This is a genomic window from Ruegeria sp. CH10 (assembly GCF_056537125.1).
In genome coordinates this window covers 305,846-323,385 of the sequence record NZ_JBQFQY010000003.1, presented here as the reverse complement: position 1 = coordinate 323,385, position 17,540 = coordinate 305,846, and the positions used below count along the sequence as shown (strand labels likewise).

Annotated in this window: 18 protein-coding genes; 12 read left to right on the top strand and 6 right to left on the bottom strand. The window is 61.7% G+C overall.

The genetic code is table 11. The annotated features are described in order from the left end of the window. Positions 1-5 precede the first annotated feature (5 nt). The 4 genes from lspA to ACRZ94_RS11795 all read right to left on the bottom strand — a co-directional run bounded on the left by lspA (position 6) and on the right by ACRZ94_RS11795 (position 5,174). Positions 6-476: a signal peptidase II gene (gene lspA / locus ACRZ94_RS11810; RefSeq protein WP_480653514.1), complete on the bottom strand. Its 471-nt coding sequence runs from the start codon at positions 474-476 to the stop codon at positions 6-8. Further along, entirely contained in the window at positions 476-2,065 is a 1,590-nt protein-coding gene (gene purH, locus ACRZ94_RS11805; protein WP_480653512.1) for a bifunctional phosphoribosylaminoimidazolecarboxamide formyltransferase/IMP cyclohydrolase, read from the bottom strand. The genes lspA and purH overlap by 1 nt, the downstream gene beginning before the upstream one ends. 22 nt (positions 2,066-2,087) lie before the next feature. Continuing rightward, positions 2,088-3,827 (bottom strand): heparinase II/III family protein, encoded by a 1,740-nt coding sequence (locus ACRZ94_RS11800; protein WP_480653510.1) that lies wholly within the window; start codon positions 3,825-3,827, stop codon positions 2,088-2,090. Between the two features lie 90 nt (positions 3,828-3,917). Continuing rightward, positions 3,918-5,174 (bottom strand): RsmB/NOP family class I SAM-dependent RNA methyltransferase, encoded by a 1,257-nt coding sequence (locus ACRZ94_RS11795; RefSeq protein WP_480653508.1) that lies wholly within the window; start codon positions 5,172-5,174, stop codon positions 3,918-3,920. An 89-nt stretch (positions 5,175-5,263) separates the two neighbouring features. Between ACRZ94_RS11795 and ACRZ94_RS11790 the strand changes: the two genes are divergently transcribed. After that, positions 5,264-5,446: a DUF1674 domain-containing protein gene (locus tag ACRZ94_RS11790; RefSeq protein WP_480653506.1), complete on the top strand. Its 183-nt coding sequence runs from the start codon at positions 5,264-5,266 to the stop codon at positions 5,444-5,446. A 4-nt stretch (positions 5,447-5,450) separates the two neighbouring features. Here ACRZ94_RS11790 and ACRZ94_RS11785 read toward each other — a convergent pair whose 3' ends face one another. Beyond that, complete coding sequence (locus ACRZ94_RS11785; protein ID WP_480797414.1) at positions 5,451-6,305, bottom strand: LysR family transcriptional regulator; 855 nt, start codon at positions 6,303-6,305, stop codon at positions 5,451-5,453. A gap of 99 nt (positions 6,306-6,404) precedes the next feature. Between ACRZ94_RS11785 and tmpA the strand changes: the two genes are divergently transcribed. From tmpA to ACRZ94_RS11770, 3 genes are all read left to right on the top strand, one after another. Continuing rightward, complete coding sequence (gene tmpA, locus ACRZ94_RS11780; protein WP_480797413.1) at positions 6,405-7,541, top strand: 2-trimethylaminoethylphosphonate dioxygenase; 1,137 nt, start codon at positions 6,405-6,407, stop codon at positions 7,539-7,541. Then, positions 7,538-8,128 (top strand): (R)-1-hydroxy-2-trimethylaminoethylphosphonate oxygenase, encoded by a 591-nt coding sequence (gene tmpB, locus ACRZ94_RS11775; protein ID WP_480653500.1) that lies wholly within the window; start codon positions 7,538-7,540, stop codon positions 8,126-8,128. Before tmpA ends, tmpB begins: the two co-directional genes overlap by 4 nt. A gap of 77 nt (positions 8,129-8,205) precedes the next feature. After that, positions 8,206-9,057 carry a hypothetical protein gene (locus tag ACRZ94_RS11770; protein WP_480797412.1) on the top strand — a complete coding sequence of 284 codons (852 nt, stop codon included), beginning with the start codon at positions 8,206-8,208 and terminating at the stop codon, positions 9,055-9,057. A 6-nt stretch (positions 9,058-9,063) separates the two neighbouring features. On the opposite strand, the gene dapB is transcribed toward ACRZ94_RS11770, so the two are convergent. Further along, on the bottom strand, positions 9,064-9,873 hold the full coding sequence (gene dapB, locus ACRZ94_RS11765) for a 4-hydroxy-tetrahydrodipicolinate reductase (protein ID WP_480653496.1): 810 nt from the start codon (positions 9,871-9,873) through the stop codon (positions 9,064-9,066). Positions 9,874-9,964: 91 nt separating this feature from the next. On the opposite strand from dapB, the gene rbfA reads away from it, so the two are divergent. From rbfA to pnp, 8 genes are all read left to right on the top strand, one after another. Beyond that, positions 9,965-10,360, top strand: coding sequence for a 30S ribosome-binding factor RbfA (gene rbfA, locus ACRZ94_RS11760; RefSeq protein WP_170401134.1), 396 nt, complete (start codon positions 9,965-9,967; stop codon positions 10,358-10,360). Then, positions 10,357-11,100 (top strand): phosphodiester glycosidase family protein, encoded by a 744-nt coding sequence (locus ACRZ94_RS11755; protein ID WP_480653493.1) that lies wholly within the window; start codon positions 10,357-10,359, stop codon positions 11,098-11,100. The genes rbfA and ACRZ94_RS11755 overlap by 4 nt, the downstream gene beginning before the upstream one ends. Before the next feature lie 54 nt (positions 11,101-11,154). Further along, positions 11,155-12,060 carry a tRNA pseudouridine(55) synthase TruB gene (gene truB, locus ACRZ94_RS11750; RefSeq protein ID WP_480797411.1) on the top strand — a complete coding sequence of 302 codons (906 nt, stop codon included), beginning with the start codon at positions 11,155-11,157 and terminating at the stop codon, positions 12,058-12,060. Positions 12,061-12,080: 20 nt separating this feature from the next. Then, entirely contained in the window at positions 12,081-12,584 is a 504-nt protein-coding gene (locus ACRZ94_RS11745; protein ID WP_480653489.1) for a DUF1643 domain-containing protein, read from the top strand. 94 nt (positions 12,585-12,678) lie between these two features. After that, positions 12,679-13,716 (top strand): calcium-binding protein, encoded by a 1,038-nt coding sequence (locus tag ACRZ94_RS11740; protein ID WP_480797410.1) that lies wholly within the window; start codon positions 12,679-12,681, stop codon positions 13,714-13,716. A gap of 145 nt (positions 13,717-13,861) precedes the next feature. Then, entirely contained in the window at positions 13,862-14,131 is a 270-nt protein-coding gene (rpsO, locus tag ACRZ94_RS11735; RefSeq protein WP_068336567.1) for a 30S ribosomal protein S15, read from the top strand. Between the two features lie 215 nt (positions 14,132-14,346). After that, complete coding sequence (locus ACRZ94_RS11730) at positions 14,347-15,177, top strand: hypothetical protein (RefSeq protein ID WP_480797409.1); 831 nt, start codon at positions 14,347-14,349, stop codon at positions 15,175-15,177. Between the two features lie 199 nt (positions 15,178-15,376). Next, positions 15,377-17,524 (top strand): polyribonucleotide nucleotidyltransferase, encoded by a 2,148-nt coding sequence (gene pnp / locus ACRZ94_RS11725; protein ID WP_480797408.1) that lies wholly within the window; start codon positions 15,377-15,379, stop codon positions 17,522-17,524. Positions 17,525-17,540 lie beyond the last annotated feature (16 nt).

The window sequence follows — 17,540 nt, the reverse complement described above, 5'->3', positions numbered from 1 at the left end:
GCGCGTCACGAGGGCTTTTTGCCCTCGAACAACACAAGTCCGATGGCACCGGCAAAGATGAACACATCCGCAAGGTTGAACACGAACGGATTGTTGATGCCGCAGCAGGACATATTCAGGAAATCCAGCACATAGCCGTAAAGCACCCGGTCCAGCACATTTGCCAGCGCTCCGCCGATCAACAGCCCGCCGCAGAACTGCATCAGTTTGGATGGCGCGGACCGTAGCAGCCAGATCAGAACACCCGCTGAAATGGCCAGCGATATCCCGATCAAGACCCAACGGGCCGCATCGGTATCGCCTTGGAACAGGCCGAAATTGATGCCGCGATTCTCACCGTATTTGAACACCAGCAGGGGCGGCAGCACGTCGATATCGCCCTCGGCCACGCGCATGACGTGAACGACCAGATACTTACTGATCTGGTCGATCGCAAACGCCACAAGCGCGGCCCAGAGCAGAAGACGGTACCGCATCAGTGGCGGAAGTGGCGCATGCCGGTGAAGACCATGGCAAGCCCGGCCTCATCCGCCGCCGCGATCACTTCGTCATCGCGCATTGAGCCACCGGGCTGAATGACGCAGGTCGCGCCCGCCTCAGCGGCTTCCATCAGACCGTCGGGGAAGGGGAAGAACGCGTCCGATGCCACGGCCGAGCCGATGGTCAGCGGTTGCGGCAGCCCCAGCGCATCGGCCATGCGTTCGGCTTTTTTGGCCGCGATCAAGGCCGAATCCACGCGGCTCATCTGCCCTGCACCCACGCCCACGGTTGCGCCATCTTTGACGTAGACGATGGCGTTGGACTTGACGTGTTTCGCCACTTTCCACGCAAACAGCAGGTCGCGCATCTGCTCCTCGGTCGGGGCCTTTTTGGTCACAACCTTCAGATCGTCCATGCCGACAAAGCCATTGTCCTTGTCCTGCACCAACAGGCCACCGGCCACTTGCCGAACGGTCTTGCCGCCTGCGGTCACATCCGGCAGCCCTTCGGTCGTCAGCAGGCGCAGGTTCTTCTTGGCGGCAAAGATCGCCTTGGCCTCATCCGAGGCACCGGGGGCGATCACCACTTCGGTGAAAATCCCGGTGATTTCCTGCGCGGTTTCCGCGTCCAAGGGCTGGTTCAGCGCCACGATCCCGCCAAAGGCCGAGGTGCGGTCGCAGTCGAATGCCGCCTTGTAAGCCTCGATCAGCGTATCACCCGTCGCCACACCGCAGGGGTTGGCGTGCTTGATGATGGCACAGGCCGCGCCTTGCGCAGGGTCGAATTCGGCCACCAGCTCGAACGCGGCATCGGTGTCGTTGATGTTGTTATAGCTCAGTTCCTTGCCCTGATGCTGCACAGCAGTCGCCACGCCGGGGCGATTGGTGCCGTCGGTATAAAAAGCCGCCGTCTGGTGACTGTTCTCGCCATAGCGCAGGGTCTGTTTCAGCTCACCGGCAAAGGCGCGGCGCTTGGGGGCCTCAAGCTCCAGCGCATCGGCCAGCCAGTTGGACACGGCGGTGTCATAGGCTGCGGTGCGGGCGTAGGCTTTTTGCGCCAGTTTGCGACGGAATTTCGGGCAGGTCGCACCGTTGTGCTGGTCCATATCACCCAGCAGTTTTTCATAATCTTCGACATCCACGACCACGTTCACAAACGCATGGTTCTTGGCCGCAGCGCGGATCATCGCGGGGCCGCCGATGTCGATATTCTCGACGCATTCGTCATAGTCGGCACCCTTGGCCACGGTCGCCTCGAACGGGTAGAGGTTCACCACCAGCAGATCAATCGCATCGATGCCATGTTCATTCATTGCGGCCACATGGGTGTCATTGTCACGCAACGCCAGCAGGCCACCATGCACCATCGGATGCAGGGTTTTCACCCGGCCATCCATCATCTCGGGAAAACCCGTGACCTCGCTGACATCCTTCACCGCAAGCCCCGCATCACGCAGCGCGCGTGCCGTGCCGCCGGTCGACAACAGCTCAACGCCGCGCTCGGCCAGTGCCTTGCCGAGGTCTATCAATCCGGTCTTGTCGGATACGGAAAGCAACGCGCGGCGCACGGGGTGAAAATCGGTCATGGGTCCAAAGGTCCTTTTGGCGTCAGTCGAAATCGGGCTCGTCCCGGTGCAGGTCGCGCACGGCATAGGCTGTATCCTGCGCCTTGCTCAACGTCCACTGGATGCGCGTCGCATACTCCATTGCGCGCCCGGATAGAACGATCTGTTTTGTCGCGCGCGGCTTTAATCGGGTTTTTTCCAGATAAACGCTTGGTTCCACGGACAACTTTCCCACACCATCATGGCGGAAAACCCAGATCTCACCGCTTTTGAGCGCCATCGACACCGCCGCGCCGCCCAGATCGATGGCTGCATCCACATCGGGGTGCAGATGAAAACGCACGTCAAAGCCCACGCCTTTCAGCCCCGAGGCATCCATCGCCTTGTCAAACTGCCGCTTGGCCTTGTCGGTAGCCGTCAGCAGGATGTCCTCGCCTGTCAGCTCGCGCCCGTCAAAGCGCAGCTCAAACGTGCGGGCATGGGTCAGGCCAAAGGTTTTGGTATAGCCATCATGGCCAACCATGAAACGGCTGCCTTCGAACGCTTCTTCGGTATCCACGGGCACGTCTTTGGGCGCATCGACCAGCGCCTCGGCCTCGCTGCCATGACCGGCCGGGGCCAGCCGGGCGCTGGAATAGCCGTCAAGACACAGGGTCGAATGCGAAGGTGTGGCCCGTCCGGCCCGCCGCCATTCCGACCCGAAACTTTCGCCCGAGCCGCAATTCACGATCAAGGGCCGCCGCCCGGATGTCAGCTCAAACGCAAGGGTCGAGGCATGGGCGTTATGCGAAGCCGCACCCTTGGGCGGCGCGCTGGCATCCACGATGACGCTGGTCCGGCCTGCGTAAAGCCGTGCAAAACCCATCGCTAGACCGGTGGCATGTTGCGCACGCACCCCGCTTTGGGCCAGCGCCTGATCCAGCCGCCCTTCGATACCGCGCCCTCCGCCATGAAACCGGGCCAGCGCGCCATCGGCATGGCGCAGGCTGCGCAATGTGGGGGCCATCCGCTTGATCGCGTCGGCCTGCGCCGCCGGAGTTCCCCGCCCCTGCTGGCTCAGCGCAGCTGAGGTCCACGAGAGCAGCGTGAACACGTCCAGCAATTCCTCGGGGTTGCGGGTCGAAAGCCCGCCTTGTGCGTCGATCTGCTTTTCGCATTCCCTAGCCAGCGCCCGCAGGGCCGGGTCGGCCACCTGCTCCAACCCTTTCAGCGCCAGCCCCGCCTGCACCAGCCCGGCCAGCGCCTCAAACCGGGGCAGGCCCGGCGTGGCGGCATGCCAGCGTTTGGACAGGAACCATGTCTGTTGTGCCAGCGAGCGGAAAAACAGTTTGCTCTGCGTGTCATCCATACCACGCAGCAGGAAGACGGAATGGTTGATCCAGCGCATCACCCGCCGGCCGGTCAGATCCGGTGCCCATCCGGGCCCTTGCCCGCGGCCATGCGCGTCGATCCAGCCCCAGACCCAGCGCTGCGCCTTGTCGCGGGCACGCATGTCGCCCACGGCGGCCAGATCATCCAGCCAGGCAAAGCCGTGACGTTCATTGTCAAACCCGGTGCTGGGGGCCGCGACATCCCACAGGCCTGTATCCTGCGCCTCGACCAGATAGCCTGCGAATAACAGATTGCCCGCAACCAATTGCCGCCCGCGCGCGAATGAGCCGACCGTGCGCGGTTCGGGCTCGACCACAAACCCCGCAACCGCCTTGCGCCGCTGGCTCAGCCGCGCAAACAGACGGTTCTGGAACCGTTTCCACCGGTTGCTCATGGTCTCGTGGTTTGACATGACGCTCGTTACACTGCCCCTTGCGCTCTGCTGGCGCCTGAGACCCAACGATAGACCGCACGGATCGTCAAGTCACCGAAAAGCGACGCGTCAGGCAGATTTGTTCAGGCAGGCCACATAGAACCCGTCCATCCCGCCGCGATCCGCCCAATAATCCGGCCGCAGGCGCAGCCCGCCTTCTTCAGTGATCCAGTTCGGGTCGATCCCGGCGATGTTCAGCGCATCGCGGTTCACAAGCATGTCGGGAAACATGCCCAGCGCCTCTTCGATCTGCACTTCGCCCTCATCCGGCAGCAGGGAACAGGTGCAATAGACCAGCCGCCCGCCGGGTTTCAGCAGGGTCCACGCATGGGCCAGCATCTGCGTCTGCAACTCGATCAGCCCGCCGAATTCCGAGCCGTCTTTGGCAAAGGGCAGGTCCGGGTGACGGCGGATGGTGCCGGTGGCCGAACAGGGCGCGTCCAGCAGGATGGCGTCGTATTGGCCCTGATGATCCAGCGCGTCACCCGCGATGACCTCGGCCTTGAGGCCAGTGCGCGCCAGATTCTCGCGCACCCGGTCCAGCCGCGACTCTGATATATCCAGCGCCGTGACCTGCGCCCCGGCTGCGGCCAGTTGCAAGGTCTTGCCCCCCGGTGCAGCGCACAGGTCCAACACGGTTTCACCCGCCTGAGGGGCCAGCACCCGAACCGGAACCGCCGCTGCCGCGTCCTGCACCCACCAATCGCCCGCTTCAAAGCCCGGCAGGGCCGAGACCTGCCCCGCATCCTGCACCCGCCGCGATCCGGTGGGCAGTTTTTCTCCGGGACCGTTTGCGTTGGGTTTTGTGGTGATGTCCAGCGGCGCGCCTGCGAAATGCGCTTGCTCCATACCCGAGACGGCCTCTGGTCCCCATGCCATGGTCAAAGGTTCGCGCAACCATTCGGGCAGACGGGGCACGCGCATCTTGGGCCACGCGTCAGGCCCTTCGGCAGCCACCTTGCGCAGCACCGCGTTCACCAGCCCCTTAAGGCGGCCATGCTTGCGCGACCGGCCCACGATTTCGACCATGGAATTGACAACGCCATGAGCGGCCTCTCCGTGGCACAGTTCCACCGCGCCAAGGCGCAGGGCGTTGAGGACGGTCAGGTCAGGTGTCCGTTTCAAGTGGTTGTCCAGCAGACGGTCAGCACGCTCCAACCCGCGCAGGGTTTCCAGCGTCAGGCGTTGTGCGCGGGCGCGGTCTTCGCGGTCCAGCCGGTCCAGCGCCCCTGCGGCCAGACATTCAGGCAAAAGCCGCCCTTCGCCCAGAATCTGATCCAGCAGATAGATCGCGCTGCGTCGCGCCGCTGTTGCGTTGTCGGACATGGAACCGCCTTTTGTGTGACCCTCGCCCGCATTGCCAAACGCGGACGGGGGCGTATATCAAGCCATGGAACGGAAAGGAACCCGATCTCATGAGTGACGACCGCACAGACCTGCCGCCCGCCGCCCAGCGCGCCCTGGCCGAGGCCGAGGACCGTCGCCGCAAGGCCGAGGCCGAAGCGAAAGAGATGCCCAAGGAACTGGGCGGTCGTGATGGCCCCGACCCCGCCCGCTATGGCGATTGGGAAAAGAAGGGCATCGCGATCGATTTCTGATCGCTCAGCCCCGCAGCGCCTGCAGGAAATCCGCGATCAATGCGCGCTGCTTTTTGGACGCCGCCCGATCCTCGGGCCATGTCAGCCAATAGCCGTCTTTGGTGTTCAGCGCGGGCAGGTTCAGCCGGTGCAAGCGCCCCGCCTGCAAATCGGCATTGGCCAAGGGTTCCGACCCCAAAACGACACCCAATCCCTGCCGTGCAGCCGAAATGGCATGTTCCATAGAATCGAAACTGATCACCGAAGGCGGCATGTCGTCATGGCCGGTCTTGCGCACCCAGTCGCGCCAGCCGGGCCTCTCCCCCCGCAGATCGATCAGGGGGGCACCCCACTCCACGCCCGGCGCGGCCATGGGCACCAGAACCTCGGGTGCGATCAGCTCTGCGTCCCGCCCCGGCCACGTGCCGCGCCCATAGCGGATTTGCAGCCATGTCCGTTCCTCATCCAGCGAGGACCGCCGCGCCACCGAATCCGTCACCACCCGCACCTTGGGGCGCATCTGCTGAAACCGGGGAATCGCCGGAAGAACCAGTGCATGAATGCTTGACGACAGCGCGGCCACGCGCAGCTCACGCGGGGATTTGCCGAACAGGTCTTCGGTATTGCGTTCCAGCGCCTGCAAACTGTCCTGCACCAACGGCAAATAGCTTTCGCCTTCGACCGTCAGCGACACACCGCGTGCCTCGCGCACAAACAACGTCCGGCCCAGCCATGCCTCAAGGTTTGCGATCCGCTGACTGACCGCCGCCTGCGTCAGACCGAATTCCTTGGCTGCGGCAGAAAACCCGCCCAGCCGCCCGGCGGCCTCGAACACGCGCAACCAGTCCAGCGGCGGCAGGCCAATCTTTTTCTTAGCCATAAGTTTTTCCAACCCTCAGTCGCAATAAGGTTTAATTGTGGTGATGCCACGGGGCGCGTATTTCCTCAACCATAGCCCGCGCCGAACAGGAGAGACCCCATGCTGCGCACCGCCACCCACACGCCCCAGATCGTGACTGTCGAATTTTCCGATGGCGCCCAAGCCCGCTTTCACGCCATCTGGCTGCGCGACAACGCGCTGGACCCCGACACCCGCGCGCCGGGCAATGGTCAGCGCCTGATCACCATCGGCGACATTCCCGCCGATGTCTCGGTCAGCGCGGCCGAAGTTCTGAATGGCGATCTAAGCGTCACCTTTCAGCCTGAAGACAAAACCGTGACCTTCCCCGCCGACTGGCTGGCCGATCACATCTATGACTGCGGCCACGCTGAAAAAACGGGCCGCACCGGCCCCGGCATTACCACCTGGGAACGCGGCATCGACGCGCCCAGCGGTGACTGGGCCGCCGTGCACGCCACCCCCGCCGCCAAGCGCGATTGGCTGGCTGCGGTGGCCGAGTATGGCTTTGCCAAGCTGACGGGCGGCCCGACTAAGCCGGAATCGCTGCTGCAGGTGGCTGATCTGTTCGGCTATGTGCGCGAGACAAACTATGGCCCCTATTTCGAGGTCCGGACCGAGGTGAACCCCACCAACCTCGCCTATACCGGCTTGGGTTTGCAGGCCCATACCGACAATCCCTATCGCGATCCGGTACCGACGCTGCAAATTCTGTACTGCCTGGAGAACAGCGCCGAGGGCGGCGATTCCATCGTGGTTGACGGCTTCCGCGCCGCCGAAAAACTGCGCGATCAGAACCCCGCGGGCTTTGCCCTGCTGGCCGGGTTCCCGGCCCGGTTCGAATATAAAGGCTCGGACGGGGTCTGCCTGCGATCACGCCGCCCGATGATCGAACTGTCCCCCGATGGTGAGCTGATCGGCATCCGCTTCAACAACCGCTCGTCCGCGCCCTTCGTCGACATCCCCTTTGACCAGATGGAAGCCTATTACGCCGCCTATCGCCAACTGGGTGCAATCATCGATGACCCGGCCATGGGCGTGTCGTTCAAACTGGAACCGGGTGAAAGCTTTATCGTCGACAACAGCCGCGTCCTGCATGCACGGCTGGGATATTCCGGCGCAGGCTCGCGCTGGTTGCAAGGGTGCTACGCCGACAAGGACGGGCTGCTGTCGACGCTGGCGGCGATGGAGATGGCACAGCCGGAGGCGGCGGAATGAAACCCGATTTTTCGACCCTGAACCGCGACAATATCGTGGCCTTTATTGCTGATATCTTCGACCGCCGCGGCGGTGAGGAATATCTGGGCGAGCCCGTCACAATGGCCGAACACATGCTGCAAGGCGCCACCATCGCCGAACAAAACGGCCAGCCCGAGGAAATCATCGTCGGCGCCCTGCTGCATGACATCGGGCACTTTACGTCCGAGTTCGGCACCTATCACCCTGACGACACCGAGGACCGCCACCACGAAGACGCAGGCGCGGAAGTGCTGGAACAGTTCTTCCCCTCGGTCATCACCGATTGCTGCCGCTATCATGTGGCGGCCAAACGGTATCTGTGCGCCACCAAGCCTGAGTATTTCAACCGCCTGTCCGCTGCCTCGGTCCACACATTGGAATTGCAGGGCGGCCCCATGAGCCCCGAAGAGGTGGCCGAATTCGAATCCAACCCGAACCTGAAAGAGATCATTCAGGTCCGATATCTGGATGAGGCCGGCAAGCGCGCCGATATGGAAACCCCGGATTTTGCGCATTTCGCGCCGATGGTGCAGCGTATGGTCGACCGGCATCTGGGACAGGGCTGATCGCGGAATTCAGAATTCCTTCACCTAAACCGTGAAGTTCTGCGATACTTTCCACATGAAGCTATGTGGAGGCTTGCATGGAACTGGATAGGCGCGCGGTTGTAAAACTGGGCTCGGCAGCAGCGGCAGGCACGTTGCTGCCCGGCATCGCCCTTGCTCGCAACGACGGGTTCGAGGACGCATTTGCCGAAACACTAAACCGTCTTGGCGCAGTCTTTGCCGCGCTTGGCTTTACTGAGACGACGCCTTTGCCCCTGGCGTCGGGCGACGCCGACTACAACGGCGGGCTGCGCCACGACTTCGATCAATCCAGCCTGCCGGTCGGGCACTATGTGGTTCAGCCGCTGGCTCGCGTTGGCGACGTTGCCGAGAAGTCCCGCCCGGACGTTCTGCCGCTGTTTCACGAGGTCGGATGCCACCCGGCCGACGATGCAGATGGCCAGATGACAACGCGCCTGATGATACGGATTCTGACGCAAGAGCTTGGTCTGGACCCGTCGCGCCTTGCCTTTGTCAGCGTACCGCAATCCGATGGGATACGCCCTGTTCTGGATGACCTGAACCTGCCTTTTGCGCAAAAGGTTCTGTTGCGGAATGAGGCCGAAGCCCTGGCCGCCCGTGACGCGTCCGGGTTCTTTTTTCCCGATCCGTTTGGTGAGGACTATCTGGTCACGATGGGCGTCTATTATCGCGTCGGGGACACGGATGAACCCGCGCCTACGTCCTATCCCCCCTCGGCCAACTGGACCGAGATTGGCGAGATCGTCATCGATGGCAAGGCCGCGCCTCTGGGCATTTCCATGGGGGCTGAACGGCTGACCTATGCCCTGACCGGACAATTCCCGTCATGGGATCAGCGGTTAGACGCTTTGTTTGCGCAAGCTGAGCAAAATGGGGCAGAGCCGCCCGGTCTGGCAGCATTCCGCTAAGCGCGCCTACAGCCCCAGCACATCCACCATGTCATATTGACCGGGGGCTTTGCCCTGCCCCCACAGCGCCGCCTTAAGCGCGCCGCGGGCAAAGATGGCCCGGTCGGTGGCCAGATGGCGCAGGACAATGCGCTCACCCGGCGCGGCGAACAGGACGTCGTGCTCGCCCACGATGTCTCCGCCGCGAATGGCGTGGAAGCCGATATTGCCCCGTTGGCGCGCGCCGGTGATGCCGTCGCGCGCCCTGTCGGACACATCCGCCAGATTGACGCCACGCCCTTCGGCGGCAGCTTCGCCCAGCATCAAGGCCGTGCCCGAGGGCGCGTCGACCTTGTGGTGGTGGTGGCCTTCGATGATTTCGATATCGAAATCTTCATCCAGCGCGGCGGCAACTTTTTTGGTCAGCTGCACCAGCAGGTTGACCCCAAGGCTCATATTGCCAGCGCGGACGATCACAGCGTGGCGGGATGCGGGCTCCAACGCGGCAATCTGTTCATCCGTCATGCCGGTGGTGCCGATCACATGCACACAACGTGCCTGCGCGGCCAGTGCCGCGAATTCCAGCGTTGCCTCAGGCGCGGTGAAATCGATCACGGCCTGCGCCTGCGCAAATGCCTCAAGCGGGTCGTCGGTGACTGTGACGCCCAGCGCCTGACCGCCCATGGCCGTACCCACATCCTGACCGATCCAGTCATGGCCCGCGCGTTCAACCACGCCGACCAGACGCGCCTGATCGCTGTCAGTCACGGTCTTGATCAGCATCTGCCCCATACGGCCCGAAGCCCCTGTGATGACGATCCCCGGAATATGGGTCATTGTGCTGGTCCTTTCGCGTTAGTCGGCTCAAAGCCTCCTACCCGGTTCGCGCCCGCTTGGCAAAGGCGGGATTTGGGCTTAGATCGAAGACATGGCAAAGAACAAATTCCACGATGGCCCCGGCCCGTCCCAACGACAGCTGCGCGTCGGCGAACTGATCCGCCGCACCCTGTCCGAGGTTCTGGCGCGCGGAGATGTCCACGACCCCGACCTGAACCGCATGTCGATAACCGTGGGTGAGGTGCGCACCTCGCCCGATCTGAAGATCGCCACCGCCTATGTGCTGCCCTTAGGCGGCAAGGGGCAAGAGGATGTGATCGACCTGCTGGCCCGAAACAAAGGTGAGCTGCGGCGCGTGATCGGCAAGAAGCTGAACCTGAAATTTTCGCCCGATCTGCGGTTCCGTCTGGATGACACGTTCGACCGTCTGGACGACACCCGCCGCATGTTCGAACAGGACGCGGTGCGCCGCGATTTGGACGAGTGATCCGCACACTGGCCACATTTTGCGCGCTCCTGTGGGCCGCGCAGGCTGGTGCGGTGAGCTGTGAGAAGGTCTCCCATCAGGACAAACGCTATACTGTTTGCGAGGTGGGCGCCGCAAACGAAGACCTGCGCCTGTTTCTGAACGACGACAATGGCGATCTGCTGGGTCATTTTTCCTCGGTGAATGAGGCGCTGGCCCCTGGTGGCGAACGTCTGGCCTTTGCGATGAACGCGGGCATGTATCACGACGACCGTTCGCCCGTGGGCCATTATGTCGAGGACGGGCAAGAGCAGATGCGCGTGATCTCGAACCCCGGCCCCGGCAATTTCGGCCTGCTGCCCAATGGCGTGTTCTGCATCCGCGACGGCCGCGCCGATGTGTTCGAGACGCTCGACTATGTCGATCAGGCGCCCGACTGCCGCTTTGCCACCCAATCCGGCCCCATGCTGGTGATCGACGGGGAATTGCACCCCCGCTTTCTACCCGATTCAACCTCGCTGTTTGTGCGCAACGGGGTGGGGACCAGCGATGATGGCACCCGCGCGGTGTTCGCGATTTCCGAGGACTACGTTACCTTCCACGAATTCGGCAGCCTGTTTCGGGACGTGCTGAAAACACCCAATGCGCTGTTCTTCGATGGGAATATTTCCCGCATGTATGACCGGGCCGGGGGCCGTTCGGATATCGGGTTCTCGCTGGGGCCGATCGTGGGCGTGGTCGAAGACGCGCCCGCAAATTGACAGTGCCCACGTGATCCGTTAACCCGCGCGCCTCAGCAAAAGGCAAGGTAAGACATGGGACGCAAACGCAAGGGCCGCGACATTTCCGGTTGGCTGGTGGTGGACAAGCCTGCGGGCATGACCTCGACCTCCGTGGTCAACAAAGTGCGTTGGGCAATGGATGCGAAAAAGGCGGGCCATGCAGGTACGCTGGACCCCGAGGCAACCGGCGTTCTGGCCGTTGCACTGGGTGAGGCGACCAAGACGGTTCCCTATATCACCGATGCGCTGAAAGCCTACACCTTCACCGTGCGTCTGGGTCAGGCCACCAACACCGATGACGCCGAGGGCGAGGTGGTCGCCTCCAGCGATGCGCGCCCCTCGAATGACGATATCAAACAGGCGCTGACGCCGTTTCTGGGTGACATCATGCAGGTGCCACCCAAATTCTCCGCCGTGAAGATCGACGGCCAGCGCGCCTATAAACTGGCCCGCGACGGCGAGGATGTGGAGCTGTCCGCCCGCCCCCTGTGGGTTGAGGAACTGATCCTTGTGGACCGCCCGGATGACGATCACGTGGTGCTTGAGATGACCTGCGGCAAAGGTGGCTATGTCCGCTCCATCGCCCGCGATCTGGGCGCGGCGCTGGGATGCCATGGCCATGTGAAAGAACTACGCCGCATCTGGTCCGGCCCGTTTGAGGTCGAAGATGGGTTGAGCATCGAACAGATCGACGAGATGGCCAAGACCGAGGCATTGGACGACTACCTGCACCCGCTGGAAACCGGCCTCGCCGACCTGCCCGAGTTGAAATGCACCGCTGAGGGCGCAACCCGCCTGCGCAATGGCAATCCGGGCATGGTGCTGGCCTCGGACGTGGAATATGGCGATGAAGCCTGGGCCTCGCTGGATGGCAAGGCCGTGGCGGTGGGCATCTACAAATCGGGCGAATTGCATCCCAGCCGGGTGTTCGTCACCTGAACTCCGTGCTAGGCGGGGGCATGATCACCCGAACGCATACCAAGGGCGATGCGCCCTCGACCGCCGTCTATTCCGATTGCGAAAAGTATCGCTATAGCCTGACCCGTGTGTGGGACCCGGACGGGCGCAAGGCGCTGTTTGTGATGCTGAACCCCTCGACCGCGACCGAGGTTCAGAATGACCCCACAGTCGAACGCTGCGAACGCCGTGCACGGGCGCTGGGGTTCGGCGCGTTTCAGGTGACCAACATCTTTGCGTGGCGCGACACCGACCCGCGAAAGATGCGGGCCGCTGCCGATCCGGTCGGCCCCGCAAATGACGCGGCCATTCTGGAGGGCGTCCAATGGGCCGATCAGGTCATCGCCGCATGGGGCACCCACGGCGCACATCTGGACCGAGGGCCTGCGGTTGAAACCCTGCTGCGGGGCACCGGCCAGCCGCTGTTCCATCTGGGGCTGAGCAAGGCCGGACACCCGAAACACCCGCTCTATATCGCGTATACCCAGCAACCCGAGCCCTGGTGACAAAGGGTTAACCACAAGATCAGCTTGGCTTTGACCAAACACTTGATTGCATGAGAGATTTATCCGTGGGGCAGTGCGTTCACGGAGGGTTCCCATGTTTCTGATCGGATTGCTAAGCCTGGCCGCCGTCGGCGGTGCCGCCTATGCCATGAGCGATGCGTTCATTCCCGAAGACACGCCTGAGGATGACGGTATCTCGGACGATCAGGTGGATGAGGTGTCCGAGGGCAAGTTCCTCGACCTTGACGAAAACACTGAGGCCGTTGACGAAACCTCCGCTGAAACCGATGGGGACGACAGCCCATCCACCGGAACAATCGAATCCGAATACGAAGGCGATCTGGTCATTGCAGGGTCCGAAGGCACGGATCTGCTGACCGGACAGGACGGGGACGATCAGATCAACGGCTTTGGTGGGAATGACACGATCCTTGGCGGTGCTGGCGATGATGTGGTGTACGGGGGCGAAGGCGTCGACACCCTTCAGGGCGGTGAGGGCGACGATATCCTGCATGGCGAAGGTGGGGACGATCAGCTGGTCGGAGAGGATGGCGAGGATCGCCTCTATGGCCATTTCGGTGACGATCAGCTTGATGGCGGGGACGGGGACGACACGCTCTATGGTGGGCAGGATGATGACACCCTGACCGGGGGCGAAGGCGACGACGCGCTGCACGGCGGCTATGGCGACGACACATTGGCCGGAGGCGCGGGTGAGGATGTTCTGTTTGGTGGGGATGGTGATGATACTCTGACCGGCGCAGATGGCGACGGCGCACCGGCCACCGATTTCCTGAATGGCGGCGCCGGGGAAGACACGATTCTCGCCGAAAGCGGCGACATCGTCACGGGCGGGGACGATGCCGATGACATCATCCTCACCCCCGAGGCCGGAGATGAGGCCGTGACGGTGATGGATTTCCAACCCGGGCAGGACAAATTGTTTGTTTCCTGGGATGGTCAGGATGACCCTGACATTCGGATTGAGCCCGATGAAGAGAACGAAAACCTGACCCATGTTCTGGTTGATGGGCAAAACGTGGCACAGCTTTTGGGGGCCGAAGGGATGACGGCGGATGACATCCATCTGATCGCCGAGGCGCAACTGGCACAATTGACCGCTTTGGGCTGACCCAACAGAATCCCTTTGCCATTCCCCCCAATTCCGCCTATACGCGCGCATCCGCACTGGAATCGGTGTGGTTTTCTCCATGGGCCTGTGCTGGACGACATCCCGGCCTGCGCCATCACCCTTAACCTTTTACAAGGAGACCCCGATGTCGATTACTGCCGCTGAAAAAGCACGCGTCATGAAAGAATTCGCAACCAAGGACGGCGACACCGGTTCGCCAGAAGTCCAGGTTGCCATCCTGACCTCGCGCATCAACACCCTGACCGAGCACTTCAAGACCCACAAGAAAGACAACCACGGTCGTCGCGGTCTGCTGAAAATGGTTGCCCAGCGCCGTAAGCTGCTGGACTACCTGAAGGGCAAAGAAGAAGCACGCTATCAGGACCTGATCAAAAAGCTGGGCATCCGCCGCTAAGCGCTTTTTGCATTACGTTTCAGACGCCCGCCAATTTGGCGGGCGTTTTTTTTGGGGACCACCGAACTGTATTTTCCGAAACGGTCGATCCGCACCGTTGACATTGCCACTGGGTTGCGGTGTGTCTTCTTGCACAACTATAAGTTTTGTCAAAAGCCTGTATTATGCTCCTTATCCTGAACTCATTGGTGCTGTCGCTCCGTGTGACACCCCGCATGATCCTTCCCATCCTTGCGATCAGCCTTGCCTCAATCGTTGTATGGATGGTTCTGGGCGTCTTCACGCTAGGGCTAGCCGGTTTCGTCAGTGAGCCGATCACAAACGCTTTTATCAGCCTGTTCGGGATACGCGCAGCGCTGGAGGCAAAAGGGGACAGGCGGCGCACGGATTACAGAGCATTGATTCTGTATTCGGTCATGTACGGCCTGTTCTTTGCAGTCGCGCTATGGTGCCTGACCTTTATTGTGAACCTCTCTGCCATCCTGTTCGCCATGTGGCAGGTCGGGGGGCCTTTCTCGTGGAGCGCCCTGCAGAACGCCGCGGAAAGCACGCAAGTCGCCTTCGCCCTGATCGCCGTGGGCAGCAAGCTGATCGTCATACTCTTCGCTCTGGCTGCATTTTACGCGGTCATGGCGGTGCCAATGGCAAGCGCCGCGCAATCCGCTGGGCTGCGGGCACCAAGCCATACGTTCTTCAACGGGTTCGGGCGCAGCTTTATCCCGCTATTCTGCGTGTTTTTCGTTTCAATCTTCCTGCAGATTTACTTCGGGATACTTGCCGCTGTTTACGCCCTGCTTCCTGTCATCTTGTCCGTGTTCACGATCCTGACTGACCAGACTTTGCCAAATTTCGATCTTGAGGTCATCCTGAAGGGGCTGGCCGCAAGCGGTGCATTGCTTTGGCTGAATGCATGGCTCTGGTCTGTTTCCGCTCTGGCGTTTCTGAGATCAGAGGACACGGGCGCACCAACTGTCACGCCCCCGCCCGAGGAAGAGACTGCGCAAGACATTCGATCGCTGCGCAAATCACGTGAGCGGTCTTTCTGAACCTTTCCGGTACCCTTGCGCGCCGCGCATGCGGTTCCCCTTTCCTTTGTGCACAATCTCATGTATGCGCGCGGGTATCTGAGACGTTGTGCCCTGACCCCGGCACTCGAATGGAAGATAAATGGGGTCGGCGGCAATGGGGCCGCCATGCAAACCGGAGACCCGCAGGGGCGGGAGTGCTCCGTTCTAGGATACGCATATGTTTGATGTAACAAAGAAATCAATGCAGTGGGGCGAAGAGACGCTGACACTGGAAACCGGCAAGGTTGCCCGTCAGGCCGACGGCAGCGTGATTGCCACGCTGGGCGAGACCAGCGTCATGGCAAACGTGACCTTTGCACGGGCGCAAAAACCGGGTCAGGACTTTTTCCCGCTGACCGTCCACTATCAGGAAAAATACTATGCCGCCGGTAAGGTTCCGGGCGGCTTCTTCAAGCGCGAGGCGCGCCCGACCGAGAAAGAGACGCTGACCGCGCGTCTGATCGACCGTCCGATCCGCCCGCTGTTCGTTGACGGCTTCAAGAACGAAGTTCTGGTGATGTGCACCGTGCTGAGCCACGATCTGGTCAACGACCCCGACATCGTCGCAATGATCGCAGCCTCCGCTGCCCTGACAATTTCCGGCGCGCCGTTCATGGGCCCGATCGCCGGTGCCCGTGTTGGTTTCGAAGACGGTGAATACGTGCTGAACCCGACCGTCGATGACATGCAGGACCTGCGCCTGAACCCCGAACAGCGTCTGGATCTGGTTGTGGCCGGGACCAAAGACGCCGTGATGATGGTGGAATCGGAAGCTTACGAGCTGTCCGAGGCCGAAATGCTAGGCGCGGTGAACTTCGCGCACGCGCAGATTCAGCCGGTCATCGACCTGATCATCTCGCTGGCCGAAGACGCCGCGAAAGAGCCGTTTGACTTCCAGGCCCCCGACTATTCGGACCTGTACGCCGCAGTCAAAGCCGCCGGTGAAGAGCAGATGCGCGCCGCTTTCGCGATCACCGACAAGCAAGAGCGCACCGCCGCTGTTGCTGCTGCTCGTGAAGCGATCAAAGAAGCTTTGACCGAGGAACAGCTGGAAGACGGCAACCTCGGTTCCGCAATGAAGAAGCTGGAAGCTGGCATTCTGCGTGGCGACGTCGTCAAAGGCGGCAAGCGGATCGACGGTCGCTCGACCACCGATATCCGTTCGATCGTGGCAGAAACCTCGATGCTGCCGCGGACCCATGGTTCGGCCCTGTTCACCCGCGGTGAAACGCAGGCACTGGCCGTGACCACGCTGGGCACCGGTGACGATGAGCAGTTCATCGACGCGCTGCACGGCAACTTCAAATCGAACTTCCTGCTGCATTACAACTTCCCTCCCTATTCGGTTGGCGAAGTTGGCCGCGTGGGTGGCCCGGGCCGTCGTGAGATCGGCCACGGCAAGCTGGCATGGCGCGCCCTGCAGGCGGTTCTGCCTGCGGCGACCGACTTCCCCTACACGATCCGCATCGTGTCCGAGATCACTGAATCCAACGGCTCTAGCTCGATGGCGTCGGTCTGCGGCGGTTCGCTGTCGATGATGGACGCGGGCGTTCCGCTGAAAGCACCGGTTGCCGGTGTGGCCATGGGTCTGATCCTGGAAGATGACGGCGACTATGCCATCCTGTCGGACATTCTGGGTGACGAAGACCACCTGGGCGACATGGACTTCAAGGTTGCGGGTACCGAAAACGGTATCACCTCGCTGCAGATGGACATCAAGGTTGCGGGCATCACGCCCGAGATCATGGAGAAAGCCCTGGCCCAGGCCAAGGACGGCCGGATGCACATCCTGGGTGAGATGGGCAAAGCCCTGTCCGAGACCAACGAATTCTCGGTCCACGCCCCGCGCATCGAGACCATGAACATCCCGACCGACAAGATCCGCGAAGTGATCGGTTCGGGCGGTAAGGTCATCCGCGAAATCGTCGAAGTTTCGGGTGCCAAGGTCGACATCAACGACGATGGCGTGATCAAGATCGCCTCGCCGGATGGAGAATCTATCCAAAAGGCATATGACATGATCTATTCGATCGTGGCCGAGCCGGAGGAAGGTCAGATCTACACCGGTAAAGTGGTCAAGATCGTCGACTTCGGTGCCTTCGTGAACTTCTTTGGCAAGCGCGACGGTCTGGTCCACGTGTCCCAGATCGAAAACCGCCGCCTGAACCATCCGTCGGATGTTCTGAAAGAAGGTCAGGAAGTAAAGGTCAAGCTGCTGGGCTTTGACGACCGCGGCAAGGTGCGCCTGTCGATGAAAGTGGTCGATCAGGAAACCGGCGAAGAGATCGTTCCAGAGAAGAAAGAAAAGAAAGAAGACGCGGAATAATCTGCGCCTTTTTCAA